We start from the raw sequence: 25,687 nt of genomic DNA, 5'->3' as shown, positions 1-25,687 counted from the left end.
TGATTCGGTTGGAGCGATCGAAGACTACTTTTTCTTCTTGCTGCCTTTACCGTCTTGCTTGTCTTCTTTCGGTGCCGCTTCAGGTGTGGCTTCGGCGACAGGCTCTGCTTTCGGTGCGGCTGTACCCAGTTGAGCGGCGACTTCCGCTGCGAAATCGGATTCTTCTTTCTGTATGCCTTCACCCAGCACAAAGCGGACAAAGCGACGCACCTGGATATTTTCACCCAGCTGAGCGACGTTTTGCTTCACCAACTCATCCACGGTGATGTTTTGGTCGCGGATGTAGGGCTGATCCAGCAGGCAAAGCTCTTTCAAGCGCTTTTCAATCCGGCCCTGCACAATCTTTTCTTTGATGGCTTCGGGTTTGCCGCCCAGGTCATCGCGACCCATTTCGATCGCCTTTTCGCGATCAACAATCTCTGCCGGAATGTCGGCAATTTTCACGTACTCAACTTGCTGTGATGCCACAATTTGCTTGGCAATATCCTGCACTAGCTTTTTGAAGGCATCGTTCCGCGCCACAAAGTCTGTCTGGCAGTTGACTTCGACCAACACACCCACACGGCTCCCCGTATGAATGTAGCTATCGACAATGCCTTCAGCCGCTACTTTACCAGCTTTCTTCTCAGCAGAAGAAATGCCTTTTTTGCGGAGCCAATCGGCAGCTTGCTCCAGGTCGCCGCCCGTTTCTGTGAGCGCTTTTTTGCAGTCCATCATCCCTGCGCCCGTTTTCTGGCGCAGTTCACCGACTAATTTTGCTGTGATTTCCGCCATTACCCTTCACTCTGAATAGTTATTAGTTGTTAGTTGTTAGTTGTTAGTTGCTAGAGTCTCTAAAAACTAACAACCAACAACTAACAACGCTCTACGCTTCGGTTTCTTCGGTTTCTTCGGGAATGAACGAGGTGTCGTTATCTTCGTAGTCGAAGTCTTCCTCGCCGCCTTCGTAGTCTTCGTACTCGTCGTCAGACTCAAGCTGACCATGACGACCTTCGTAGATCGCGTCTGCCAGTCTGCCTACAATTAGCTTAATCGAACGAATGGCATCATCATTCGCCGGAATCGGCACATCGACCAAATCGGGATCGCAGTTGGTGTCGAGCAATGCCACGATCGGCAACGAGAGCTTTTGGCACTCCTGGACAGCGTTGTACTCGCGCTTTTGATCCACCATGATGATGATGTCAGGCACTTTCCGCATCGCTTTAATGCCACCCAGATATTTCTGGAGCTTTTCCAACTCACGTCGCAGTACAGACGCTTCTTTTTTGGGTAGTAGATCCAGTCCACCCGTTTCTTCACGACGCTCTAGCTCTTTGAGGCGATCGACACGGGTTTTGATCGTCACCCAGTTGGTGAGCATACCACCCAACCAGCGCTGGTTCACGTAGTAACCACCACAACGAGACGCTTCCTGAGCAATGATCCCAGCAGCCTGACGCTTGGTGCCGATAAAGAGGAACTTTTTGCCCTGCTCAGACGCCGTGCGCACATAGTTATACGCTTCATCCATCAACCGGGCAGTCTGCACCAGGTCAATGATGTGCACCCCATTCCGCGAGGTGTAGATGTACGGATCCATTTTGGGGTTCCAACGGCGGGTTTGATGCCCAAAGTGAACCCCAGACTCTAGTAATTGAGCCAACGAAACAACTGGCATTGATTTTGAACTCCTGATTCGGGTTAATCCTCCATCCAGGAGCACCTGTGAAAGCTTTTAGTTTTTAGTTTTTAGTTTTTAGACAGGAACTTCTTGCTAACAACTAACAACCAACCCCTAACAACTCTTTTGAGGCACCCGAAATCCTGAATGTGTGATTTTAGACAACTTCTCTAGGTTAACACAGCCGTGTAACAGGATTTGAAGCAGATTGATCTAATGAGAATGAGAAGCAATTGATCACCGATGTCAGGCTTACGGCAGGTGTAGGAGAATGAAGACCTGGAGCCGTAATAGTTTTTGATCGATCAATCAACCGTTATGTTTGACGCAGGCTCTTTAACGCTCCGAGAATTTATCATGCGTGAACCATTACCGCTAGCGACCATTCAAGAGGCGGTGCTGGAATTTTTGCGCGATCGCAATGATGCGGTGATCTTTGGCGCTCAAGCGGTCAATGCCTATGTCGGCGAACCCCGTATGACGCAAGCCATTGATCTGCTCTCAACCCGCGCCAGAGAACTTGCTGAAGAACTGCGGGAGTCTTTGAGTCAGCAATTTCATATTGCCGTGCGGGTGCGCGAAGTGGGTGAAGGACGGGGCTATCGCTTATTCCAGGTGCAGAAGTCGGGGAATCGCCATCTGGTTGATCTGCGCCCCGTGCCAACCCTACCGTCTGCTCAACGCATTGAAAAGTTGCTAGTACTGTCGCCTGCCGAACTGATTGCGAGTAAGGTCATTGCTTATCACCAGCGACGCGGCAAGCCAAAAGCCGGAACCGACTGGCGCGATCTGGCAATGCTTTTGCTGACCTTTCCTGAACTCAAAGCGGATGCTGGTGCTGTCATGGATTGTCTGCAAGCGGTCAACGTGGATGATGCCATACTGACCGTTTGGCGAGAATTTGTCGCTCAAGATATTCAGGCAACTGAAGATGAAGACGAATTTTGAGCGAAGTGCCAATCTCAGCGTTCTGACTGCATTTCGGCATAGGCTTCGTAAACGCCCTGGACGTTATACCAGTTGAGGAAAATGCGCGCGACTTCAAGGGACAGTTGGGGTTTGCCCCGATCGATCAGCCATTGCAGGAAGGGAGCCATCGTGCGTTCGTTGAGCCGACCACCGATCGACAACACGCCCCACAGCACGCGATGAATCCAGGTCATCTGAATCATCATGCGCACGTTCCAGGTCGGGTGCTTTTGGTAGAACAGTACGCCCATCTTGCCGCGCTCAATTTCTTTATCGATCAGATTTGGGAGTTGGCTGAGGGCGAAGGGAGGATGCCAGTGATACCCAACCGCATCGGGACATTTGATCAGCGTTAAGCCGAGTTGCTTCAGGCGAACACCCAGTTCCAAATCTTCCCAGCCGTAGAGTTGAAAGCGCGTGTCAAAGAGTCCCGCTTTTTCGAGCCAGATGCGGGCGATCGCCACATTCCCAGTCGCAAAATACGCCGCTGAAAAATCGGTGATTTTGTAAGGTTCTGCCGTAGGGTCGTCGAAGTTGGCAGTGTTGATGACGCGACCGTAGGTGAAGACGGGGGAGGATATGGGGTGGGGGGTGGGGGGCGCAGAGTTTTGAGTTTCCAATGGCTGCTGACTGCTGACCGCTGACCGCTGACCGCTTTGTAAGCCATCGGCGTGTGCCTGGAGAAACCCTTCAGTTACAACGAGATCGCTATCAATAAAAATAATGGTATCGCCAGAGGCTTTTTCGACTCCCAGATTGCGGGCAGCGGCGGGACCTTGATGGTCTTGTTGAAAGAGTCGGACATGGGGAAACTCGCTGGCGTTTGTTTGCAGCCAATCTACAGTGCCATCGGTGGAACCATCATCCACGACAACAACCTCATAGCCTGCGATCTCGCCTGCATCAAACTGCTGCTGCTCCAGCGCTTGCAAGCACTTTTCTAAAATTGGTTTGCGGTTGTAGGTCGGAATGACCACACTGAAAAACACGGCAGTTCCTCGAAAAGTTATTGGTTGTTAGTTTTGGTGTGATGCGTTAGGACTATGCTGGGCAAAACTTACAGTTAATTCTGACGGACGCTTCAAAAAACTCCAAGCAGTATTTCCTCATTCTTCTCGTCTGCTGCAAGATACAAATCTCGCCATTCACTAAAGTGATCAACGCACCATCTATCCTTACCTTCGTAGGCAAATAGTGTTTCCGGATCAATCTGTCGAAGAATTCTGGCTCCTTCGCTAACTAACTCACGCGATATAAGCCCTAACGATTCTGCTTCTGGCAATAAGTTTGGAGCAAGAGACTGGTCTCCAAATATGAGTTTTTCAACAATTTTATTGGCGTTCTCAATCTGTCTTCTTGATAGTTCCTGTGACAAACGTTCCTCAATTTCATTAGATGTCTTTTCCAATGATGCTGTTCTATCTTCAATTCCCGGATACGCTTTACGAGTGAGCCTTAGTTCTGTCCGAAATTCAGCAATTACTTGATCAGCATCTAGCTCAGATCCGAATGTATCTTGATGCGCTTCAATGACCTCTTCAAGAATTTCATTTACCTCTTCAGGCTCAATTTCAAAGAAGTTAAAGATGCCACAGCCATAGGAAAAGAGAGAAACCATGAGAATTGCCAGTGGCTTCTCACGTTGAAGGCGTGTGTACAACGTACTGCTAAGAGGAATGGCGCTATAGATGACTGAGACACCCATTAGAAGCTCACTTTAGTACTTAATCGAATGACCTATCTCATTTCATGCTTTCTGTCCGGTGTTAGTTCGGCGATCGCACCGTGTACTCTAACAACAAAAAACCAAGCCCCTAACATCTACTGCTGTGACCAAACATATTCTGCTGTATGCGTCGCCTGCGATCGGCGGTCTTTTGCCGTATAACCATGCCATTGTGTGTGCCTTAGCCACTCTAGGCTACCAGATGACGCATGTGCAGGATATTCCTGACGCGTTAGTAGAGCTTTTTGGTTCCGAAGGGATGGAGAAAACGCGGCAACGAGCGGATTGGTTCGTGGCGCAGCAAAAGCAAGTTGGCGTTCAGAAGCATATTTGGCTGGAAGGCGCAAAGGCGGCAGAGGCAGAAAAAATCATTGCTGAAGCAAAACCGGATTTGCTGATTGTGAGCAATGGTGGTCCGGTTGCCAACTTTTTTCCTAAGCGGGCTGCGATCAAGTATGGCATTCCCTTCATCGTGGTGGAACATCTGGTGCATCCGATTAAGCCAAAAGAAGTGCCCGAAGCTTATGCAGAATTGGCACAACAGTATCGCGATGCCAGGGCAGTAATTGCGGTGTCGCAAGATAACCTGCGACTGTTGCAAAAGCTGTTTGGGCTGGCGGAGGACAAAGGGCAGGTGATTTACTGTGGGCGACCAGCCACCTATTTTGAGCCGCCAGATTTACAGGTGCGATCGCGTCTCCGCCAGCAGTGGGGCATTCCTGATGATGCGGTCGTCTGCTTTACGGCGGCTCGGATGGACATCATCAAGGGCTATCAGTATCAGCTTGGTGCCATCAAGCGACTGAAGCAAACACCTGCCTGGGAGCATCTCTACTTTGCGTGGGCAGGCACAGGCACACTGGCGGATCACTTTAAGCAAATGGTGAAGCAAGCGGGTGTGGGCGATCGCGTCAAGTTTTTGGGCGAACTGGGTCAGATTAATGAGTGGCTGGATGCCAGCGACATTTTTTTGCTGCCGTCTGAATCGGAGGGGTTGCCGTTGGGATGATGGAGGCGATGGCAAAAGGGCTTCCTGTAGCGGCATCAGCAGTCAGCGGTGTGCCTGAAGGATTGGGCGATACGGGACAACTCCTGACTTCACCGATGTTTGGCAATCCTCAGTCCACGATTCAAGAGTTGGTTACAACGTTGAAGGACTGGGTAAGTGATGCAACGCGACGGCAACAGGTGGGGTTGGCATGTAAACAACAAGCAGAAAAAATGTTTCGCGAAGAACGCATGATTGAGGAAACGGTGGCGATCGTTCAAGCCATTCTGTAACAGTTTTAGGAGCTATGCAGAACCACTAGCACAGTTTGTGACTGCGATTAGGTAGGGGCGCACACCCGTGCGCCCCTACGGAAAACGCCGAGGTGATTAAATTCTTGTTCCTTAACAAACTCTTAAGGCTTCCTGGAGAAAAGTGGGTTTGTCCCTTTTAACCACTATTAAAGGAACTATAAGAAATCATACCGATTTAAAGCATGACGACCACAGAGCCAATCGCTGGGTAGGGGCAAGGCATTGCCTTGCCCCTCCAAGATGTGTCGCCTTTTCAATTCAAATTGGTATTAGAAACCTGAGTCATCGGTCTGGAGCGGGAAAATGCTGAACTGGACAAGCCTTTCTGGAAGCAATTTGTTTATGCCTCATGGGCACTGCTATCTCTGGAAACCAGAGCTTGTAGGGCTGCATATTCTGTCAGACGCTCTCATCGCCCTTGCCTATTACTCCATTCCACTGACGCTGTTCTATTTTGTCCGCAGGCGATCGGATCTGCCTTTCATCTGGATTTTTTGGCTGTTTAGTGCCTTTATTGTGGCTTGCGGCACCACTCACCTGTTAGAAATTTGGACGCTCTGGTATCCCACCTACTGGCTGTCAGGGAGCGTCAAACTATTGACGGCGATGGTTTCAGTGACGACAGCCGTGCTGCTTGTGCCGATCGTTCCCCAAGCTCTGGCACTGCCCAGCCCTACAGCACTGGCGTTAGCCAACGAGGCATTGCAACAAGAAGTCGCCGAACGCACGCGCATCGAAGCTGAACTTAGGCGTAACCGAGATTTACGCGAGGCAATTTTTAACGAATCGGCAGATGCGCTGTTTCTGGTTGACGCACAAACATTATTCACCCTGGACTGCAATCAACGTGCAGTAGACCTTTTTCAAGCCGTTGACAAAACTCATCTGCTTGGCATTGAAGGGCATATGCTGCAACGCTACCAGTTTTCTCAGGATGAGTTGCAAGAGATTGGGGCTGAAATGCAGGCGAAGGGCTTTTGGAGCCGCGAAATTGAATATGTGACCTGTCAGGGCAATATTTTCTGGGGCAATCTTGCTGTCAAGCCGATTACCGTTGCGGAACGAGTGATGCATCTGGTGCGGGTGACCGATATTACCGATCGCAAACGAGCCGAACACGCCTTGCAAGAGCGGGAGGCATTTTTGCGGGCGATCGGCGACAACATCCCCAATGGCTACCTGTACCAGTTGCGGCGCGAACCGGATGGGCGCTACCACTACACCTACGTCAGCGCTGGCATTGAGCGGGTGAGTGGACTCAAACCAGACGCAGTTTTGGCAGACTCCAGCCTCATGTTTAAGCTGGTGGTTGAAGAGGATCTCCCTGCTGTACTTCAAAAAGGAGAAGAATCGGCACAGAATCTCTCTGTCTTTGATCTTCAGGTGCGAGAGCAGTTACCCAACGGCAAGACCCGCTGGTTGCGGCTGTGCTCAATGCCTCGCCGACTGGACAATGGAACGATCGTGTGGGATGGCATGCGGCTAGATATTGATGATCTGAAGCAGACCGAAGAAGCCTTGCGTCAAAGTGAAGTCCGGAATCGGGCGCTGATTCAAGCTATTCCAGACTTACTGATCCGCATGAAGCAAGATGGCACCTACCTGGATATTCAGACGACCGGGAACGTGCTGCCGTACAATGCCAGTCGGATGGTGATCGGTAACAACATCCATGCCATTTTGCCAGCCGACAAAGCCCAAGAACGTATGCAGTATGTGCAGCAGGCGCTGCAAACCCGCGCCTTGCAGGTGTATGAATATCAACTCAGGCTTGATGGCAACCTTCAGTTTGAAGAGGCTCGCATCATACCCTGCGGGGAAGACGAGGTCTTGGTGATTGTGCGCGACATCAGCGATCGCAAGCAGGCAGAAGAAGCTCTGCGACGGTATGAGCGGATCGTCTCTGCCACCACCGACGCTATTTCGTTGATCGATCGTAACTACGTTTATCAAGTCGTCAATCAAACCTATGTCAATTGGTACAACAAACCGCAGGATGAAATTGTGGGGCATCCAGTCAGCGAACTCTTACCGGTGAACGTTTATGAAACGACGATTAAGCCCCGATTAGACCAATGTTTAGCCGGACAAGTTGTGCAGTATGAAATGTGGGCGGACTACGCAACTCTAAAACCGCAATTTTTGAGCGTTACCTATAATCCTTACTTTGACAATGCCTATCAAGCCGTTTCAGGCGTTGTGGTCAGTCTTCGCAATATCACCCGACTCAAACAAGCAGAAGTAGAGCTGGAGCTTCAGAGCCTCATTGTCCGGAACATGGCTGAGGGCGTTTGCATGGTCAAGTCGGCTGACGACACCATTGTTTATGCCAATCCTAAGTTTGAGCGGATGTTTGGTTATGATGCCGGAGAACTCAAGGGTAAACATATCTCGATCGTGAATTACGCAGACGCAGAAGCCACCCCCGTAGCAGCTCATCAAGCCATTGCCACGACCATTCTTCAGCAGGGTGAAGCAACTTATGAAGTCCACAATGTCAAAAAGGATGGGACTCCTTTTTGGGGGCAAGGCATCGCTTCCTTGTTTGAACATCCTACCTATGGCACTGTCTTAGTCGCTGTACATCAGGATGTGACAGAGCGGAAGCAGGCAGAAGCGGTCATTCAGGCATCTCTGAAAGAAAAAGAAGTGCTCCTCAAAGAAATTCACCATCGGGTGAAAAACAATCTGGGTATTGTGGATGGCTTGCTGCAAATGCAGTCGCGACGATCGTCCGATCCACAAGTGATTGCAACTTTAAAAGAGAGCCAGAACCGGATTGCGTCGATCGCCCTGGTGCACGAAAAACTCTACGGCTCTAAAGATCTGGCAAACATCGATTTTGCCCAATACATCGCCGATCTCACCGCTCACCTCTTCGACTCTTACAACACTCGTGCCAATCAAATTAAACTGATGACACAAATCGAACCGATCGCGCTCAATATTGATACTGCTATTCCCTGCGGTCTCATCATCAACGAACTGGTCTCTAATGCATTGAAATATGCCTTTCCCAAAAAGCGCGCGGGTGAGATTCAAGTGCTTTTTCAACAACACCCCGACCAGCGCCTGACTCTCTGTGTGCGAGATAACGGCATTGGGTTGCCTCAAGACTTCAACCTCAAGCAAACAAAAGCGTTGGGGATCACTCTGGTGAAAGGCTTAGTCAAACAACTTCGGGGCACCTTAGAGATTAGCTCTCAGCAGGGAGTGATCATTAGTATTTCCTTCACCAGAACCTAAAAAATGGAACCTTATTGTGAAGCTCTACCCACTAAAACGCCTCCCAGGCGCTTATGCGTCTTGATTGTAGAAGACAACTACATGCTTGCTGCCACCCTGCAAGAAGAACTAGAGTGCTTGGGCTATGACGTGCCAGAAATCGCTGCTTCTGTCGAAGAGGCAGTTCGCAAAGCAGTCAGCCTGCGCCCACAGATTGTGCCTGATGGACATTCGGCTTGAGCATCAAGGCGATGGCATTCAAGCGGCTACCTTTATCTGGAACCAACTACAGATTCCGATTATTTTTGTCACTGGGCACTCCGACCAAAGCACCGTCCTACGCGCCCAAAAAACCTTTCCCTTTGGTTACATGCTCAAACCTGTCAACGTGCAAGATCTGCAGATCGCGATCGCAACTGCCTTAGACTGTTGGTAGCGAAAACTACGCATGACGGCGTTTACTCCTTGCCACCCTATTGCTGACAACATAAACCCTACAATATGACTCAAATCTTAGTCGTAGAAGACGAATACATTCTTGCTGCTAACTTACAGGAGAATCTGGAGTCTCTGCGCTATACCGTAGCAGCTATTGTCAGTTCAGCAACAGAAGCGTTTGAAAGCGCTGTGACACTGCAACCCGATCTGGTGCTGATGGATATTCAGCTTCAGGGTGAAACGGATGGCATCCAGGCAGCGGAGCAAATCTGGGACCGTTTGCAAATTCCGGTTATTTTCATCACCGGGCATTCTGACAAAAGCACCTTAGAGCGAGCAAAAGTTACCCTGCCGTTCGGCTATCTCCTCAAGCCCGTGACGGAACAGGAACTGTATGTGGCGATCGAAACTGCCCTCAACCGCTACGAACGAGAACAACTGTTGTCTACCGTCCTTCGCAGCATTGGCGACGGCATCATTGTTGTCAATACTCAAGGACGCGTCATGTTTCTGAATCGCTCGGCTGAGCTACTCACTGACTGGCAGCAAACCGAAGCTAGAGATCGAGACTTGACTGATGTCTTCGACGTCAGCTCCGAAACAACCGGTCTGCCGATCGGCAACCTCGCCCTGACGGCGATTCAAGAAGACACCATCATTTTTTTGAACGAACACCTGCTACTGACCACCAAAAACGGTAGCACCCTTCCCGTGACAGACAGCATTGCGCCCATTAAAGATCGTAAAGGCTTGATTACGGGCGCTGTACTGGTGTTCCGAGACGATACCCAACGCCGACTTCAGGAAGAACGCGATCGGGCAGTTCAAGAGGCCCAGTTGTTGCAACTGCGGTCGGCAGAACTGGAACAACTGAACCAAATCAAAGATGATTTTCTGAGTACCGTTTCGCACGAACTGCGTACCCCGTTGACAAACATTAAAATGGCAATTCAGATGCTAGAGATCGCGCTCACGCAACAGAGCGAGCTCGATGCCGCAACGACGCCTGATCGCACGACCCGCTACCTGTCTATTTTGCGTGACCAGTGCAATCGAGAACTAACCCTGGTGAATGATTTGCTAGAGCTACAGCAGCTTGAAGCCGGGGCACGTCCGATTGAGTGGCTTTCTCTAGATCTCGAGCAATGGCTTTTGCAAAGTATTGAGGTGTTTCAGGAACGTGCCCAGAGGCGTGAGCAAGCACTGCAAACAAGCATTCCACCCGACCTTCCAGCCATAGTGTCAGACCCAAACATTCTGACGCGCATCCTCGCAGAGCTGCTGACAAATGCCTGTAAATACACGCCTCCTGGCGGCGAGATCACAGTGACCGTTTGCCTCGAACCCGCCGATCGGGTGCAGCTTAGCATTAGCAACACTGGCACTGAGATTGCTGCTGCTGAATTACCGCGTATTTTTGACAAGTTCTATCGCATTCCAAGCAGCGATCGCTATAGCCAGGGTGGGACTGGGTTAGGTTTAGCGTTAGTCAAGCAAATGGTAATGTATCTCGGTGGTACTGTTTGGGCTGAGAGTGATGCGGCGCAAACCCGTTTCATTGTGAATTTATGGCTCGTGCCTCCAGACACAGCCCATGCAATGGTCGAGCCGTAGCAGCACGTTGAATAGGGCACAGGTTTGCACGGAATGCAGTTAAGGGGCGATCCCACCTTAGCAAATTCGTTTCGGGCTGAAGCGTCGGTAGGTAATATAGCGATCGTCACAACGTTTAGGACATGGGGATCAAAGGGGGTGTGGGGGCGTTGCCCCCAGCCAGGGGTTCCACCCCTGCACCCCGTCCTAACCCATCTGTCTATTGCTATAACAATGAAAACAGCAACACAAGTAAGGTCGATTCACCAGCAAAAGGAGCGTTTTTTTAACTAAGCTGACTGCGGAATTTGTTGACGCTGACAGTGAGTAAGACGATCGCAATTACTGCTAACGCCAACGCATGCATCCACAGTGCTTCTAGACCGACACCTTTGAGCAAAATGCCACGCACGATCGCAATATAGTGACGCAGGGGATTGAGCAATGAGACAACCTGAAAAAACGTTGGCATCGTTTCAATGGGGGCGATCGCGCCCGATGTTTGCACCATCGGCAAGTTAATGAAAAAGGCCGTGAGAACAACCTGTTGCTGCGATTTGGAGATCGTCGCCAGCGTAATGCCGACGCCAATGCCCACAAATAAATACAGCCCCGACATCGCAATAAACAGCAATAAATTGCCTCGAAACGGTAGTCCAAAGACGACTCGTCCTAAACTGAGCGCCAGAAAAACATCGCCCATTAACAACACAAACAGAGGCACCACTTTTGCCAGCAAAATTTCCCAGGCTTCAGCGGGTGTCATTAATAACTGCTCTAGCGTCCCAGTATCTTTCTCACGGACGACGGTTACGGCTGAAACCAAACTGCCAATGAGCGTCAACACAAACCCCATAACACCCGGCACAAAAAACCAGCTACTGATTAGCCCTGGATTGTAGAGAAAAATCACCTCAGGTTTAACCAGTGGCTTCAGTGGAGTGCCACTTAGGTTTAAACTATACTGCTGAATAATTTGGTTGATATACCCATTCGCAATACCAGCCGTATTTGCATCCACGCCATCAATAAATGCTTGAATTTCTGCCGTTTTACCCTGACTAATGTCGCGTCTAAATTCTGGCGGAATCACAATACCAGCCGTCAGCTTTCCCGTTTCCACCTGACGGCTGAGTTCTTGTTCTGTGGCTGGATAGGAATCCACTACAAAAATCTGATTTTCTGTTAGTGCCGACACCAGTTCTCGGCTGGCAGAAACATTGGCATAATCCACGACACCCAGCTTGAGATATTGCACATCTGGATTCAGTGCAAAGCCATACAGCAATAGTTGCAGTGTCGGTGGCACAATCAACAAAACAAGCAGTTGCTTATCTCGCAAGATCTGGTTGATTTCTTTTCGCACCAACGCCATCAAGCGACCGTCGAAGAAACCTTTAAAGAACGTAGAAAGAGACTTCATATTTTCTAATCCGGTAGCTGCATACGGCTTAAAGCACGACGAGCAACGTTAAAAAAGAACAATCCAATAACCAACATCATCAGAATGTCAAACCAGACGCTTGCCCAACCGACGCCACGGACAAATGCGTCACGAGTAACAATAATGAAGTAACGAGCAGGCACAACATTGGGCAAGATCGATAGCGGAAATGGGATGTTACTCAAAGGATAAATAAAGCCAGAAAGCAGAAAGGCAGTGAGAAAACCAACGAGTGAAACACCCTGCACAGCCGCGTTTTGATTGGCGCTGCGAACACCCAACAGCAACCCAAACATGACTGCAGCACTGAGATAAATAGGCGTACCAATCAATAGCGGTGTTGGATCGCCAGCAAAGCCCACGCGAAAAATCAGTGAACCCAAAACCATGATGATCGACGCTTCGCATAGACCAACCACCAAATAAGCCAACGCTTTTCCTAACAACAATTCCGCTGCGGTGAGGCTAGAGGCATACACTTGCAAAATCGTGCCTTTTTCTTTCTCGCGCACCATCGCGATCGCCGCTAGCAATGACGGAAAAATCCACAGCACTACGGCATACACTCCGGGCACAATGTAGAGCGATTCTTTGCGTCCAGGATTAAACCAAAGGCGAGTATGAACCTGAATCTTTTGTGTGCTGGATGACACATCATTGGTCAAGAAAAAGTTGGTCGTCGCTTTAATGCTGTTCTTGATCACGCGTGCATTGTTCGCATCCGTGCCATCTACTAACACCTGTACAGAACTTTGTTTATCCGCTTTGATGCGCCGACTGAAATCGGGTGGAATAATCACTGCTGCTTTGGCAATGCCTTTGTCGATCGCGTCATGCATGGGATCATCACCCGACCAGCGCACGGGTTGAAACTGATTCGTTGCAAACAGTCGCTCAATATACGTTTGGCTCAGATTGCTATGGTCAAAATCTTGCACCACTAAGGGAATATTTTTGGACTCTAAGCGAATCGCAAACCCAAAGATTAAAAGCGTCATTAACGGCAGCAAAAAAGCCAACGCCAATGTCAGGCGATCGCGCCGAAATTGCGCCAATTCTTTCACACACTGAGCGAGAATACGCTTCATAACTATTTCTGGCTTCTTTGTACTGTGCCGATAAACGCATCTTCTAGCGAGTAAGGAATGGATCGGAGGGAATGAACGGTGATGTTGGCAGCTTGGAGGCGATCGCGCAATTGAGGAATTTCGGTGTCGGGATTATCCACAACAACGTGGAGGCGATCGGCGAAGATAGAAACGCGCCAGGGTTCCAGCGTTTGTTTAAGCAAATTAGAGGCGGCTTGATTTTGATCGGGTGTAATTTCGATGAGCTTGCCGGGTTGAGCCGCTTTGATCTGGCTGGGAGAGCCTTCGATTACGGTTTCGCCTGCGACCAGAAAGCTCATGCGGTTGCACTGTTCGGCTTCTTCTAAATAGTGCGTGGTGACGAGAACGGCTGTACCTTGACGGGCAAAATCGTTGATTAAGCGCCAGAACTGCCGACGCGCCAACGGATCAACGCCAGACGTAGGTTCGTCGAGAAACAGAATGTCAGGTTCGTGCATGACTGATGCGCCGAACGCGACGCGTTGCTTCCAGCCTCCAGGAAGTTGTCCGGTCAGCAGGTTCTCTTGCCCTTCCAACCCACAAATGGCGATGACCCAGGCGATTTTTTCGCGTCGCAGGCGTTGAGGAATACTGTAAACTCCAGCGTAAAATTCCAGGTTTTGGACGATCGTCAGGTCATCGTACAGCGTAAACTTCTGGCTCATATAGCCGATACGTCGTCTCAGGTTGCCGCTGCGCAGGTTGCCCCGTTCGCCACCGAGAGCAATATCGCCCGAAGTGGCTTCGAGCAAACCACACAGCATTTTAATCGTGGTGGTTTTTCCGGCTCCGTTGGCTCCCAGCAAGCCAAAAATCTCGCCGTAGCGTACCTCAACATTGACGTTTTTGACGGCCTGGAAGGTGCCAAACATCCGGTTCAGGTTCCGTGCGTAAATGGCTGCCTCGCTAGACGTGCGATCGCGCCGGATCGATCGGGGAAACGAAATAAAAGGCGGTTCTAAACCCTGTTGGCGTAACCGAGTCACGAAGACGTTTTCCAATGTTGGCTGTGTCTGGTCAAGGCTGTCGAGCGGTAGGTGCTCCTGGCGCAGTAGACCACGTACCTGGGATTCACCCGCTTCAATGTCGCTGACAAGGATATCCAGGCGATCGCCAAAGGTCTGCACATCACGAATCGCCGTCGCTTCACCTGATTCGGACACTTGTGCTTCAAGCACTTTTTCGGCTGCCTGTAGCTGACTGGTGCGAACTTCTAGACGATGCAGTCCCAAACTATTTTTTAGCTCCGCAGGCGTGCCAATCTGCTGAATCTGCCCTTCGTACATCAACGCTACGCGGTTACAGCGCTCCGCTTCATCCAGGTAGGGTGTGGCAACGACGATCGTCACGCCCTCACTGGCAAGCGCGGCTAACACATCCCAAAACTCGCGCCGCGATACGGGGTCAACGCCTGTCGTGGGTTCATCCAGCAGCAGCACTTCTGGCTTGTAAATCAGGGCACAGCAGAGCGCTAGTTTTTGCTTCATGCCGCCCGAAAGTTGACCTGCGAGACGATCGCTAAACTGTTCTAGACTCATTAGCCGCAGATATTTGTCGCGCCGTTCAGCAAAGTCGCGATCGCTCACGCTCCGCAATCCGGCAATATAGCGCAGATTCTCGTCAATACTCAGATCCAGATACAGCGAAAACTGCTGCGTCAAATAACCGATGCCCAGTCGTGCTTTACGCGGTGCTTGCCCCAGCACCTGAATCTCTCCCGACGTGGCTTCCATAATGCCACCGAGAATATGGAAGGTCGTCGTCTTCCCCGCACCATCCGGTCCAATCAGCCCAAAGACTTCGCCTGTCTGCACGGAAAAGTCAATGCCCCGCACGGCTGACAGTCTGCCATAGCGCTTGTGGAGCCCGTTGACCTGGATGATGGGGGGAGTGGAGGGGTGATGGAGTGGAGGGGTGACGGGGTGAGGGGATGGAGAGGTCGTATGCATAGGGATTTATTCCAGCACAATCTCAGCGTCGGCTGGCATTCCGGGTTTGACGTAACCACCGGGATTGTCGATCGTGAGTTTAATGCCAACCACTTGCTTGACGCGATCGTCTCGAAAATAGATGTTCTCAGGTGTGAATGAAGCTTGGGGATCGATCGCGGCAACTTTGGCATCGAGTGCGTGTTTTGGATCGGAGTCAATAAACACGCGTGCTTTTTGACCAACCCGAATTTTGCCAATATTGCCTTCAGGCACGTAGCCTCGCAGATAGACCGTGTTGAGGTTAATCAAAGATAGGACAGTTTGCCCATTCGTAACAACGGCTCCAGGCTCTTTGCTGCGTGCCGTCACAACACCGTCGATCGGGCTGGTGATGTTGAGATAGTCAATCTGCGCTTGAATTTGCTTCTGCGCTTCCTGCGCATTTTTAATCTCGGCTTCGGCGGCTTTTAGCTGTGCCTGTGCGCTTTGCCGCTGGCGTAACAGTGCGCCCAGTTGGGCATCCCGAATACCCGGGTTAATCTTGTAACTTTGGGCTAAGGCAAGACCACCCACACCCGCATCAATTTGTTTCTGAGCCGCTTCAACATTGGCTGAGGCGTTCCGGTAGCTGGTTTCTTGTTGATCGTATTGCTCTTGCGTGACCGCTCCTTCTTGTACCAGTTGGGCGTAGCGATCGCGAGTCACCCTTGCCAAATCTAGCTGCGACTTTGCTTGCTTCAGCTGCGCTTCTAGTGATGCCACAGTCGAAGCCGCCTGGTAAACGCGCCCCTGGCTATCCTGCTGCGACTGCAAGACATTCAGCTGCGATTCACGAATCTGGCTTTCCACGACGGCAATTTGAAGCTGTGCCTGCTGCGCCTGTTGCTGAGCCGCAATGACCTTTGCAGCCGCACCCCGCAACTGTGCCTGCACTTCGGTATCGCTGATGCGCACCAGTAATTGACCTTGCTTGACCTGATCGCCTTCTCGCACGGTGATCGTATCCACTCGTCCGCCCGTCTTCGCGCCAACATCCGTCTCGTAGCCTTCAATGCGCCCGCTGAGATGCAAATCACGATCGGACGGACGGGACAGAACATACCAGATAGTTGCGCTCACCCCAGCGATCGCAAGCACGCCAAGCATTATGAGTAAACGCGGATTCAGCTTGCGCTGTCGCTTGACTGGCAGCGATGACGATCCTGGAGCACTGTCACTCGAACCTGGAATACTTGTCGTCATAGTGAGACCTTTAATGACTAACGGTCAAACCTTGCTATGTGGATTGTGCTAATCATACTAGACTGTCTAGTATGATTAGACAACAAAACGCTGGAAAATTTAATATCTCCAAGACTTACGCAAAAGCCGTCGGAGGTCGCCCCCTAGCCCCCAAGTTTGGGGGTAGAACTAGTTAAAGCCCCCAAAGTTGGGGGTTGGGGGCATGGCGTAAACCCTAATCTCATTTTTTGCTTTCGCACAGACTCACTACCATGCTCAAAGATTCTCGATCTCAGCCTGAAGACCTTTCGACGCTTTATCAAGAGGGGTCATCGGCTGCTAATCAAAAGCGAGAGCAGATCTTGCAGGGTGCAATGCAAGTCTTTCTGCAATCGGGCTATGCCGGGACGAGTATGGATCGGGTGGCGGCTGAAGCCGGGGTCGCCAAGCAGACGATCTATAGTCACTTTCAGGATAAAGAAGGATTGTTTAAAGCGCTGATGGAACAAGTCACGCTCGATCGGTTCCGCAGTGTGTTCTGCCTGGAAGACTTCGAGGGCGACCCAGCCGTGCGGTTGCGTCAGCTTGCCGAAATCTATCTGACCAAGGTTGCCGATCAAAACTATCTTGCGCTCACCCGAATCATCATTGGTGAATCAGAACGCTTTCCTGCACTGGCGCGACTTTGGACAAGCACCGTGATTCATCGGGGTCGTAGCTTACTGTCCCGCTACTTTGATGCCCACCCAGAGCTTGGCATCGAAGACTCTGAAGCGATGGCGCACATTTTTTTCGGGTCGCTAGTGTCGTTTATGTTGACGCAAGAAATGCTCTACGGCAAAGAACTCATTCCCATAGAGCGCGATCGCGTGGTCACTACCCTGATCAACTTAATTTTGAAAAGCAGCAGAGAGGAGTAAGAAGGGCAGGGGGAGCAGGGGAGTTTTGAGTTTTGAGTTTTGCTTGGGAAGAAAGGCATGAGGGATAGAAGTTTTGAGCGTTAGCCTTAAGCCCTACTCCCTACTCCCTACTCCCCTCCACTCCCCCTCCCTAACATTCCAGCTATTTGCTTGTCATAATGTTAAAGGCGTATGCTTGCGAGACACATATTGAGGTCAGACTGTGGATGATGCAACTTTGGTGCGATCGCGATCACTCAAACAAGCTTTAGCTGATTTTGTGCTGGATGCCGAAGGAGAGTTGGCCACCGCGTTAGAGTGCTACTCCGCAGAACAGTTGGCGCGATCGCCACAGTCGGATCAGCACCAGCAGGCGTTGGTGATCGATCGCTTCGTGGTCGAAGGGACAGTCGGCAAGCAAACTCCGATCGATTTGTTTATTGCCGAAACGTCTGATCTATCGAAGAGCGATCGACAGCTGCTTGAGGGCTGGAAGCGCAGCTTTGTCGGGCTGTTTGCCGTCACGCAAAAGCTACCCGATGGGTTCGAGTTGATGAATTGGCTCACAGCAAAGCCCTACAGCGTCAAGCCAAACGATCCAGCGGCGCTAGAAGAAATGCAGCGCTTGAAGCTAGGTGAGATTCTGCTGACCCAAATCGCCCCCATCACGGATAAGACCTGGACGTTTTCAGCACCCTGGAAAGCAATGGGCAGTCTGGGTAAGCCAAAGCTGGCAGTGGCGATCGGCAATTTCAAGCAGAACTATAAAGAATCGCTCTACAGCGATGCACCAGAACTTTTGGAAGAAGCCTGGCGATCGGTGGAACGCTATCACCAGGACTTCCTGGACTTTTTTGGCAGTGATGCGATAACGCTACCAGGCTACCAGCTAGTGAAAAAAATCACTGAATTCCAAGAAGTGTTGACCAAAAAACAACTGGCAGAAGCAGGCATCGACGAATCGAAATCGATGGCGGATCTGGCAGCCGAAGCTGGGATGGATGAAGCCGCGATCGAGGAAGCTGCTGAAGCGATGGGCGCTGATGCGAAAGCAGTGTCAACGATGCTGAAGAGCAAAGAAACGGCCGCGAAAATGGTCACGCCTAAAATTGACCTGCCGCCTGAATTGAAGAAAGCAGAGGCAGTGACCGTCTTAGCGCATCCCCGCTGGGGACAGGTGTTTTTGCCAACCTATACCCAGTTGGAAACAGTACTGCAAGCCGAGGATTGGCAGAGCGTCCCCGGAGCGGAAAAGCTTATTCGTAAACATCTAGATGATGCCAACACCAATGCTTTTGTCTGGCATCACTTAGCAGCAACCTATCCAGCCTCGTTAGAAACGGTGCTGCGATCGGTGTTAGAACGTCCCACCTTTGACCTTCAGAAGGATTTAGACTCACTCTTGGAAGAGCATAAAAAGCCTTTGCAGCCAGAGCTTCCAGAAATTGCCAGCGTCCCACTTCATCTCCACGACCTCTTCCAGGAAGCGCTGAAGGAAGTGAGTAAGTCAAAACCCAAAGAAAAGGATGGACAAAAAGCCAAAAAAGGTTTTCAGCGCTGAAGCGAGACAAGTGTGAGAACGATCGCTCTGGTCAGACTCCAGAAGCGATCCACCAACACGAAATCTTATCAGAGCGCCACGCATGAGGCTGAGTCTCTTCTAGTGCCGAATCAGCATCTCAATGTAGCGTCATCTCGATAAAGGGCTTGTTGGGACCAAGAGTTTCAAAGGAAGCACCCAGTTCAGCCTGCCAACGGGCTGCGATCGTGCGCTCTTGTTCTCGTTCAGCATCATCAAGGAGTATGACGCAACCAGACTTCAGCCGATCGCTCATGATTGGAACAAGCCCATAGCGTCCTCCCTTGGTAGCCCCAGGAGGGCCATCACAGATCACTAACGAAAAACTGTCAGGCATCGATGCCAAAGGCGCTTCATACCAACAGAAATCACCATAATCCTTGAGAGGTGTTGAACACAGAACAACAGCATCTAACTGATAGCGATTTAAGTAGTGTTGGACTCTTGTTGCCCACTCCGGCGTGTGTTCCAGTGCCCAATGGCTTCGACCTTGCTTTTGCGCGATCGCGCCGAGCAAAAGGGTGGACAATCCAGAACCACATTCTAAAATCGGGCCGTTTGATGTCAGCGCATGTTCGATGCAAGCAGCCAGATATTCATCTAGAGCACTCCAACCCTTGTTGCCCCAACCATAAATCAAGTCAATGAGTACGGGATTTCTAGGCTGTTTGCACGCGTCAGGATTGCTCAGAAAGCGTTTCATAGCGCGATCGAAAACAAAATCACGATGCGGTGCCAAAAGAACCTTCTGCACCTGGGAGGGTAAAACGGCTTTCGCAATACTTTGGAGCTGATTCATAGATAATTCTCTCGAGCAGCCTAATATAATCTCAACAAACCCATTTTGCATGGCTAACCCTCTGCCGTCTCCCTAATCCCTCTCCCAGATTTGGGAGAGGGACTTCAAGACACTCTGACGCCCTTCTCTCAGCATTGGGAGAAGGAGTTGGAGGATGAGGTTAAAAAGGAGCTTGCAAAAGAGCTTTTCTGAACATGCACTAATAAAAAAATGGGTGAGATTCATCATCACCCGCCGACACTAGGGCGTGTTTTAAAACCCTCGGAAGCCCCAAACCCCCAATTCTGAAGGCTTCAAAACCATCTTCAAAGTCCCACAGCCTATAGCCCGATCGGGCATACCCTACGGGAAGCAAGCGACAAGAAAGGGGGATTGAGGGGGCAGCAGCTTTCAGCAACCAAGCGATTATGAGTTTTAAACCACAGCCTAGCCGATGACGGGGTGTACACTACCCATTCCATTTAAGGATAGGCGCAGAAAACACACTTGGCGTTGCAGATGTTTGTGCCTTCAAGATGAAGGTTTTGAGGTAACTTTCGGGTGGACTCTAGAACTTGTCGAATCGGCTGCCGCTGGAGCCTAAAGCAATACTCGGTCAAGACAAGATCGAGCAAACGACCCACATGCCGTTTGAGAGGGCGAAGCATACGGGTGCTAATGTGATCGGCGAAGCCGTATAAAGATACGCCTCTGAAAGTAGTGGTCATAAGCAATCTCACGGTATATAGGGAATGGCATGAAGACCAAGTAAGCCCGTGGCAGACAAAGGATGTACGTAAAGCTGAACCTATAACAGTCTCGCGTGGTCAAAGTCTGTCCCATACACAGTTGCACGCAGTCTGTGTGATAGTCATATTTACGGAATCCCGGGTTAACTATCACTCTGATTCGTCTAGAACAACGCCCATAGCGATGAAATTTATCAAAATCTTTAATATCGTCAGCTTTCTTGAAGCCCTGGTGAAGATTGGCGCTCAGGCTTGTAGTCTGCTCTTTGGCGATCGCTAACATCCGGTACCTAACGTCCGGTTCCTGACATAGAGCAAAGCGCGCTCAATGACTTGGTTCCTCCAATCATGCGGCCCAGTCGTTGAGTTAGACTTTAAAGTATGGAGACAAAAGCCGCCTTTGTTCATCCAGGCCACCACGGAAACGATGATCTACCTAGAATGGGTAGAAGAACGCTTTTAGAAACCAGTGCTGTCATAGTCAGTACAGCCGGTCTATCACACTACTTCCTTGGGAGAACGCGAGCATGACAACCGCAGATCATGAATTTGAAATTAAAAAAAGTGAGGACGAGTGGCGTAGCGCCCTAACACCAGAACAGTTTCAAGTGCTGCGTCAGCATGGTACAGAACGCCCTCGCACTAGTTCGTTAGATAAAGAGTACAGCCATGGGACGTATGCCTGTGCCGGTTGCGGCTTACCCTTATTTTCATCCGATACTAAGTTTGACAGCGGTACCGGCTGGCCCAGCTTCTTTAAGCCGATCGAGGGCTCGATTGAAACAACAACCGATCGATCGCTGTTTATGACCCGTGTTGAAACCCACTGCCGCCGCTGTGGTGGGCACTTAGGGCATGTGTTTGAGGATGGCCCCAAGCCGACTGGTCAGCGCTATTGCATGAACGGTGTAGCACTGAAATTTATTCCAGGTTAAGTCCATGAGAGCGTTTACCTAACCGTGACTGCTGTCTCTGCCACAGTCAAAACTTGTAAGCACCACCGCCTTATCATGTGCGCTCTCTGCGTTGTAATGTTTTCCCTAAGGGGGTTGTAGCAACTTGCTTGCAATCGTTCATGCCACAAGTGGTACTACCCCTTTAAAACAACACAGCAGATTGCGCCACATGTTAAGCCATCTTCGGTATAACCTCAAGTTGGTGTTGAGCGATCGTCTCTTCAAAGATCTCAATCATCCGATCGACTTTAGAATCCCAATCAAAATAGCTTTCTGTCACTCGTTTCGTACTGCCATGACCCAACTTGCGCCTTAGCTCAGGCAATTCAGCCAACCGCAACATTGCCTCGGCTAAGCCATCAATAAAGCCCTGTCGTGAACTGGGTTCAACTAAAATACCGCAGGAATCGTTGACGAATAGCCCCGGACCAGCCCAGTTTGTAGCAATCAACGGTAACCCCATCGCCATTACTTCCAAAATGGCGTTACCACCACACTCTCGCAAAGACGGAACCACATACACCTGGCAGCCAGCAATCAATTTAATGCTATCCTCCAGCGTTAACCGCCCGTGGAAATTGACTTTATCTTGCAGTCCAAGCGCTACGACTTGTGCTTTAGTTGCTTCAAATAGCATTCCATTCCCGATCAACTCCAGCACAGCCTTTGTTTTGGGTGCAACCTGCTTAAAAGCCTCCACTAAAAACTGCACGCCTTTCCAGTCCACAAAACGGGCAAAGAAAACAAAGCGCACGGGTTGATCAGGCGTCAGTTCGACTTGTGTGACCGGTTGACAAAGCGATAAATCAACGCCGCTTTCTTCCACTCTATAAACCCTGCCACGATGGCTTTTCGGCAAGGCTGCTGCCGTAAAATCGTTGCCGACAATCAACGCACTTGCCTGCAACTTACCCGGTACCAGCACATGACCAATTTGAGCCAACGCACGACCAGCATGAATGGAAAAGCGGGTAAACGGTGAATCCATGTAGCGAAAGGCAGGTGGGAACTCCAACCCCCCACACATGGGTCCAATGACGACCGGCACGCCTAGCCCATACATGTAGCTGAGCCCTTTCGGCGTAATAGGAGTGGGTTCAAAGACCAAGTCAGCATCATGTTCCTTCACTAGTTGCTGCACAATCGCTCTTGCAGAACGCTGCGCCAGGAAATGAATGATTTGGCCAAAGATCAAGTCCTGAATACGATAAGGAAAGAGGTTGCTCAGTCGATCAATCAAAATTTGTGAGCGCGTATCTTCGACAAATTGAAACTTTTGAAAATCGTCGTCATTGGGGAAGATGCTCCGAAGTTCCTCACGGCAACGGGCATGAGTGACAACCCAAACCTCTACCCCACGTGCTCGTAAACGGTTGAAGTAATACAACGGTAAGACCGTCTCGCCGCTCATCCGCTGTGAAACATTTGCAGCAGTGATAATTACGCGCATGGCTTCTATTCCTATCCCTAGGTAGTCATTATTAATCGTCAAAGAGGGGTAGATGGGGTAGGAACTGCTTCTACCCACGAAACCAGCATTAATTTGGTTGCACCCAACTGTTTAGAACAATTAATCAAGACGAACAGAAGCCACGCTCATAGCTTAGGCTGCTAATGTTTGCAAGACCAGACCGATGACACGATCGACCTCTTCAGTGGTCAGCGCGGCACTCAGTGGCAGTCTCACAATGCGATCGCAAATATCTTCCGTGACGCTGAGTTCACCATGCGCTCGAGCATACTTACGCCCTGCCGGTGCACTATGGAGCGGGACATAGTGGAAAGTGGCTTGAACCCCATGCTGTTTCAGCACCGATAAGACTCGTGTTCGAGTTTCAATATCATTCACTAACAGGTAATAGATGTGAGCATTGTGCTGGCACTCGGAAGGTACCGTTGGACGTTGCGCCCTACGCTGTAACTCCAGTTCAGCAAACGCTTTGTTGTAGCGATGCCAGATTCTTAGACGCCGCTGTTTGATCTCATCGGCATAGCCCAACTGAGCCCAAAGAAAGGCTGCCAGTAAGTCACTTGGCAGGTAGGATGATCCCACATCAACCCAGGTGTATTTGTCTACCGTGCCACGGAAAAACTGGCTGCGGTTTGTGCCTTTTTCCCAAACAATCTCTGCTCGTTCAATCAGCGCCGGATCGTTGATTGCAAGCGCCCCACCTTCACCAGACACAATATTTTTGGTGGCATGAAAGCTAAAAGCGGCCATCTGACCCAAGCTACCGACAGGCTGACCTTTATAAGTAGAACCGAAGCCTTGCGCTGCGTCTTCAATGAGTGCAAGGCCATGTTTTGCCGCCAGTGCTTTGATAGTGTCCATCTCGCAACTCATGCCTGCGTAGTGTACAGGCATAATCGCTTTTGTCTTAGACGTAATCGCGGCTTCTACCAGTGTTTCGTCTATATTGAGCGTATCTGGTCGAATATCAACGAAAACTGGAATGCCACCGCGCAAAACAACAGCATTCGCCGTTGATACAAACGTATAAGATGGCATGATCACCTCATCCCCAGGCTGAATGCCAGCCAGAATGACCGCCATCTCTAGAGCAGCTGTACACGAATGAGTCAGCAAGACTTTTTGGCTGCCAAGCGCTTGCTTCAGCCACTGCTGACACTTTTTGGTAAACGCTTCATCGCCAGCAATTTGACCATTCGCGATCGCCTGAGAAATGTATTCCAACTCTTGATTCGTTGTGTAGAGCTTGTTAAAAGGAATGTTATTTGTACTATTTCCAATCGCGATATCAACGCTAGGATTATCTAGAGGATAAGAGCTGTTTATACCCTCATTAACATTAACATCTGCTGTAAAATCAATAGCTTTCACAATAACCTCCAAAAGATGGATGTACAACAATCTATAGCGTCCGTGTGAGCCGAATTAGAACCAACTAGGCCCAGCCCATCCAGACTGAGCAGTAATTTTTTCGGGCACTAACTGTTGAAGAACGTGCGTTTCATACATGAAGCCATCATGTCACTGAATGATTAAAGACGGAATAGTAACTCTCTAAAACCCAAATTTAGATGCTGCTTTCAAGATTGATTTCTATAGTGAAATTCACAACCAGTCCAAGCTAGCGACATGCACGTAGTTAGCGATTTGGCCTTCGTTAGTACCACTTCCCTCTTGTGTTTTTGAGAGCTGACTGCGATTCGTGTATCTTGATCAGGCTCACGTAATATTTAGGCTACTCGCAGTTTTGGAATATTACAATTGCTTAGAGCAAAACCAACAGTAATTTTACTCAAACTTTATTGATCAGGTCTCCATTACTCTAAGAACGCACTGCAATATCAGTTTTATGTGAAGCATATAGAGCTTCACGATTGCTCAAAGTCTTTACGGAAAGGCATGCTGTCAATCGTGCAATGTGCAGCTTCAAACTGAATTGATGTACGACAATTACAGCTTTATTAAGTGAATCGATGTCGCCAAAGTCTGCTAACAGAGGTATTTCAGCCTGTCAATAGGGCTTGATGAGAGCGGTGAAGAAGCTGCTAAAAACTTATGGTTTTCCTCATAGCCCTAATGTTGATGACAGAGTGATCAATGCTGGAGTTGTGCCTCACTGGTAACTCAGGGGTCAGCATTGAGCAGCTCAGCATAGAATAAAGAGACGCGCTTCGGTCAGTCTGAATCTATAGGAGTGAAGTCTGTGACAACAACGCCCGCTTCAACCCAAACAATCGTACTGTCGCCAAGTTATAAACTGCCGATCGCGCTGGTGGTTTTGGCAGCCCCCTTGCTATTCGTGCAAGTTTGGGTCAGTCTGGTAATGGCGCTATTTGGGCTGTTTCTGCTGTTTCAGGCAGCGACCTTGCGCCTTTGCTTCACTGAGGCAGTACTTGATATTGAGCGCGGACAGACGCTGATCCGGCGTTTTCCTTATCAAGATTGGCAGAATTGGCGAATCTTTTGGTTGCCTGTACCGGTTCTCTTTTATTTCAAAGAAGTCAACAGCATCCACTTTTTACCGATTCTCTTTGATCCTAAAATGCTGCAGACTTGCTTGGAGGCTCATTGCCCCCGTATTACCTAAGCGCCGTTGTTAGTTGGTAGATGTTAGGCTCCAGAGCTTTACCACTA

The 25,687-nt window shown here is 50.0% G+C and carries 23 protein-coding genes; 12 read left to right on the top strand and 11 right to left on the bottom strand.

Annotated elements, in window-relative coordinates; all coding sequences use genetic code 11:
• Positions 1-24 precede the first annotated feature (24 nt).
• On the bottom strand, positions 25-774 hold the full coding sequence (gene tsf, locus C7B82_RS26975) for a translation elongation factor Ts (RefSeq protein ID WP_106259913.1): 750 nt from the start codon (positions 772-774) through the stop codon (positions 25-27).
• A 91-nt stretch (positions 775-865) separates the two neighbouring features.
• A complete protein-coding gene (rpsB, locus tag C7B82_RS26970) occupies positions 866-1,660 on the bottom strand; it encodes a 30S ribosomal protein S2 (protein ID WP_106259911.1) in 795 nt (264 codons plus the stop codon).
• 321 nt (positions 1,661-1,981) lie between these two features.
• Here rpsB and C7B82_RS26965 point away from each other — a divergent pair, with 321 nt between their 5' ends.
• Positions 1,982-2,611 carry a nucleotidyl transferase AbiEii/AbiGii toxin family protein gene (locus tag C7B82_RS26965; protein ID WP_106259910.1) on the top strand — a complete coding sequence of 210 codons (630 nt, stop codon included), beginning with the start codon at positions 1,982-1,984 and terminating at the stop codon, positions 2,609-2,611.
• Between the two features lie 14 nt (positions 2,612-2,625).
• Here the strand turns inward: C7B82_RS26965 and C7B82_RS26960 are convergent, their stop codons facing one another.
• On the bottom strand, positions 2,626-3,621 hold the full coding sequence (locus C7B82_RS26960) for a glycosyltransferase family 2 protein (RefSeq protein WP_106259908.1): 996 nt from the start codon (positions 3,619-3,621) through the stop codon (positions 2,626-2,628).
• A 92-nt stretch (positions 3,622-3,713) separates the two neighbouring features.
• On the bottom strand, positions 3,714-4,250 hold the full coding sequence (locus tag C7B82_RS26955; RefSeq protein WP_146141281.1) for a hypothetical protein: 537 nt from the start codon (positions 4,248-4,250) through the stop codon (positions 3,714-3,716).
• Positions 4,251-4,461: 211 nt separating this feature from the next.
• Here C7B82_RS26955 and C7B82_RS26950 point away from each other — a divergent pair, with 211 nt between their 5' ends.
• From C7B82_RS26950 to C7B82_RS26930, 6 genes are all read left to right on the top strand, one after another.
• On the top strand, positions 4,462-5,367 hold the full coding sequence (locus tag C7B82_RS26950; RefSeq protein WP_106259905.1) for a glycosyltransferase: 906 nt from the start codon (positions 4,462-4,464) through the stop codon (positions 5,365-5,367).
• Between the two features lie 8 nt (positions 5,368-5,375).
• Positions 5,376-5,639, top strand: coding sequence for a glycosyltransferase (locus C7B82_RS26945; protein ID WP_146141280.1), 264 nt, complete (start codon positions 5,376-5,378; stop codon positions 5,637-5,639).
• A 324-nt stretch (positions 5,640-5,963) separates the two neighbouring features.
• Entirely contained in the window at positions 5,964-8,906 is a 2,943-nt protein-coding gene (locus C7B82_RS26940) for a PAS domain S-box protein (RefSeq protein WP_106259902.1), read from the top strand.
• A gap of 3 nt (positions 8,907-8,909) precedes the next feature.
• A complete protein-coding gene (locus C7B82_RS33385; RefSeq protein WP_219904712.1) occupies positions 8,910-9,125 on the top strand; it encodes a response regulator in 216 nt (71 codons plus the stop codon).
• Positions 9,109-9,321, top strand: a complete 213-nt coding sequence (locus tag C7B82_RS33380; protein ID WP_219904711.1) for a response regulator — start codon at positions 9,109-9,111, stop codon at positions 9,319-9,321. The genes C7B82_RS33385 and C7B82_RS33380 overlap by 17 nt, the downstream gene beginning before the upstream one ends.
• A 65-nt stretch (positions 9,322-9,386) precedes the next feature.
• Positions 9,387-10,937: a hybrid sensor histidine kinase/response regulator gene (locus C7B82_RS26930; RefSeq protein WP_106259900.1), complete on the top strand. Its 1,551-nt coding sequence runs from the start codon at positions 9,387-9,389 to the stop codon at positions 10,935-10,937.
• A gap of 265 nt (positions 10,938-11,202) precedes the next feature.
• Here the strand turns inward: C7B82_RS26930 and C7B82_RS26925 are convergent, their stop codons facing one another.
• Genes C7B82_RS26925 through C7B82_RS26910 form a run of 4 tightly spaced genes read right to left on the bottom strand, consistent with a single transcriptional unit; the run spans position 11,203 to position 16,642 of the window.
• The gene (locus tag C7B82_RS26925; RefSeq protein WP_106259899.1) at positions 11,203-12,339 is read right to left on the bottom strand and encodes an ABC transporter permease; all 1,137 of its coding nucleotides are present in this window, start codon (positions 12,337-12,339) and stop codon (positions 11,203-11,205) included.
• A 5-nt stretch (positions 12,340-12,344) separates the two neighbouring features.
• Entirely contained in the window at positions 12,345-13,448 is a 1,104-nt protein-coding gene (locus C7B82_RS26920; protein ID WP_106259897.1) for an ABC transporter permease, read from the bottom strand.
• Positions 13,449-13,450: 2 nt separating this feature from the next.
• Positions 13,451-15,418 (bottom strand): ATP-binding cassette domain-containing protein, encoded by a 1,968-nt coding sequence (locus C7B82_RS26915; protein ID WP_106259895.1) that lies wholly within the window; start codon positions 15,416-15,418, stop codon positions 13,451-13,453.
• Between the two features lie 6 nt (positions 15,419-15,424).
• Positions 15,425-16,642 (bottom strand): HlyD family secretion protein, encoded by a 1,218-nt coding sequence (locus C7B82_RS26910; protein WP_106259894.1) that lies wholly within the window; start codon positions 16,640-16,642, stop codon positions 15,425-15,427.
• Positions 16,643-16,893: 251 nt separating this feature from the next.
• On the opposite strand from C7B82_RS26910, the gene C7B82_RS26905 reads away from it, so the two are divergent.
• Together C7B82_RS26905 and C7B82_RS26900 are read left to right on the top strand one after the other, a co-directional pair.
• On the top strand, positions 16,894-17,541 hold the full coding sequence (locus tag C7B82_RS26905) for a TetR/AcrR family transcriptional regulator (protein ID WP_106259892.1): 648 nt from the start codon (positions 16,894-16,896) through the stop codon (positions 17,539-17,541).
• 202 nt (positions 17,542-17,743) lie between these two features.
• A complete protein-coding gene (locus C7B82_RS26900; protein ID WP_106259891.1) occupies positions 17,744-19,081 on the top strand; it encodes a hypothetical protein in 1,338 nt (445 codons plus the stop codon).
• A gap of 118 nt (positions 19,082-19,199) precedes the next feature.
• Here C7B82_RS26900 and C7B82_RS26895 read toward each other — a convergent pair whose 3' ends face one another.
• Complete coding sequence (locus tag C7B82_RS26895; RefSeq protein WP_181357708.1) at positions 19,200-19,898, bottom strand: class I SAM-dependent methyltransferase; 699 nt, start codon at positions 19,896-19,898, stop codon at positions 19,200-19,202.
• Positions 19,899-20,452: 554 nt separating this feature from the next.
• On the opposite strand from C7B82_RS26895, the gene C7B82_RS34445 reads away from it, so the two are divergent.
• On the top strand, positions 20,453-20,578 hold the full coding sequence (locus tag C7B82_RS34445; RefSeq protein WP_281259052.1) for a hypothetical protein: 126 nt from the start codon (positions 20,453-20,455) through the stop codon (positions 20,576-20,578).
• Between the two features lie 575 nt (positions 20,579-21,153).
• Positions 21,154-21,561: a peptide-methionine (R)-S-oxide reductase MsrB gene (msrB, locus tag C7B82_RS26890; protein WP_106259887.1), complete on the top strand. Its 408-nt coding sequence runs from the start codon at positions 21,154-21,156 to the stop codon at positions 21,559-21,561.
• 193 nt (positions 21,562-21,754) lie between these two features.
• Here the strand turns inward: msrB and C7B82_RS26885 are convergent, their stop codons facing one another.
• On the bottom strand, positions 21,755-23,032 hold the full coding sequence (locus tag C7B82_RS26885) for a glycosyltransferase family 4 protein (protein ID WP_106259885.1): 1,278 nt from the start codon (positions 23,030-23,032) through the stop codon (positions 21,755-21,757).
• 153 nt (positions 23,033-23,185) lie between these two features.
• The gene (rffA, locus tag C7B82_RS26880) at positions 23,186-24,424 is read right to left on the bottom strand and encodes a dTDP-4-amino-4,6-dideoxygalactose transaminase (RefSeq protein WP_245940113.1); all 1,239 of its coding nucleotides are present in this window, start codon (positions 24,422-24,424) and stop codon (positions 23,186-23,188) included.
• A gap of 832 nt (positions 24,425-25,256) precedes the next feature.
• Here rffA and C7B82_RS26875 point away from each other — a divergent pair.
• Positions 25,257-25,640: a DUF3119 family protein gene (locus C7B82_RS26875; protein WP_219904710.1), complete on the top strand. Its 384-nt coding sequence runs from the start codon at positions 25,257-25,259 to the stop codon at positions 25,638-25,640.
• Positions 25,641-25,687: the final 47 nt, after the last annotated feature.

The sequence above is a fragment of the Stenomitos frigidus ULC18 genome (assembly GCF_003003795.1).
Lineage (GTDB): Bacteria > Cyanobacteriota > Cyanobacteriia > Leptolyngbyales > Leptolyngbyaceae > Stenomitos > Stenomitos frigidus_A.
Note: the sequence above shows the minus strand (reverse complement) of the source record. Positions and strands in the feature narration are given on the sequence as shown.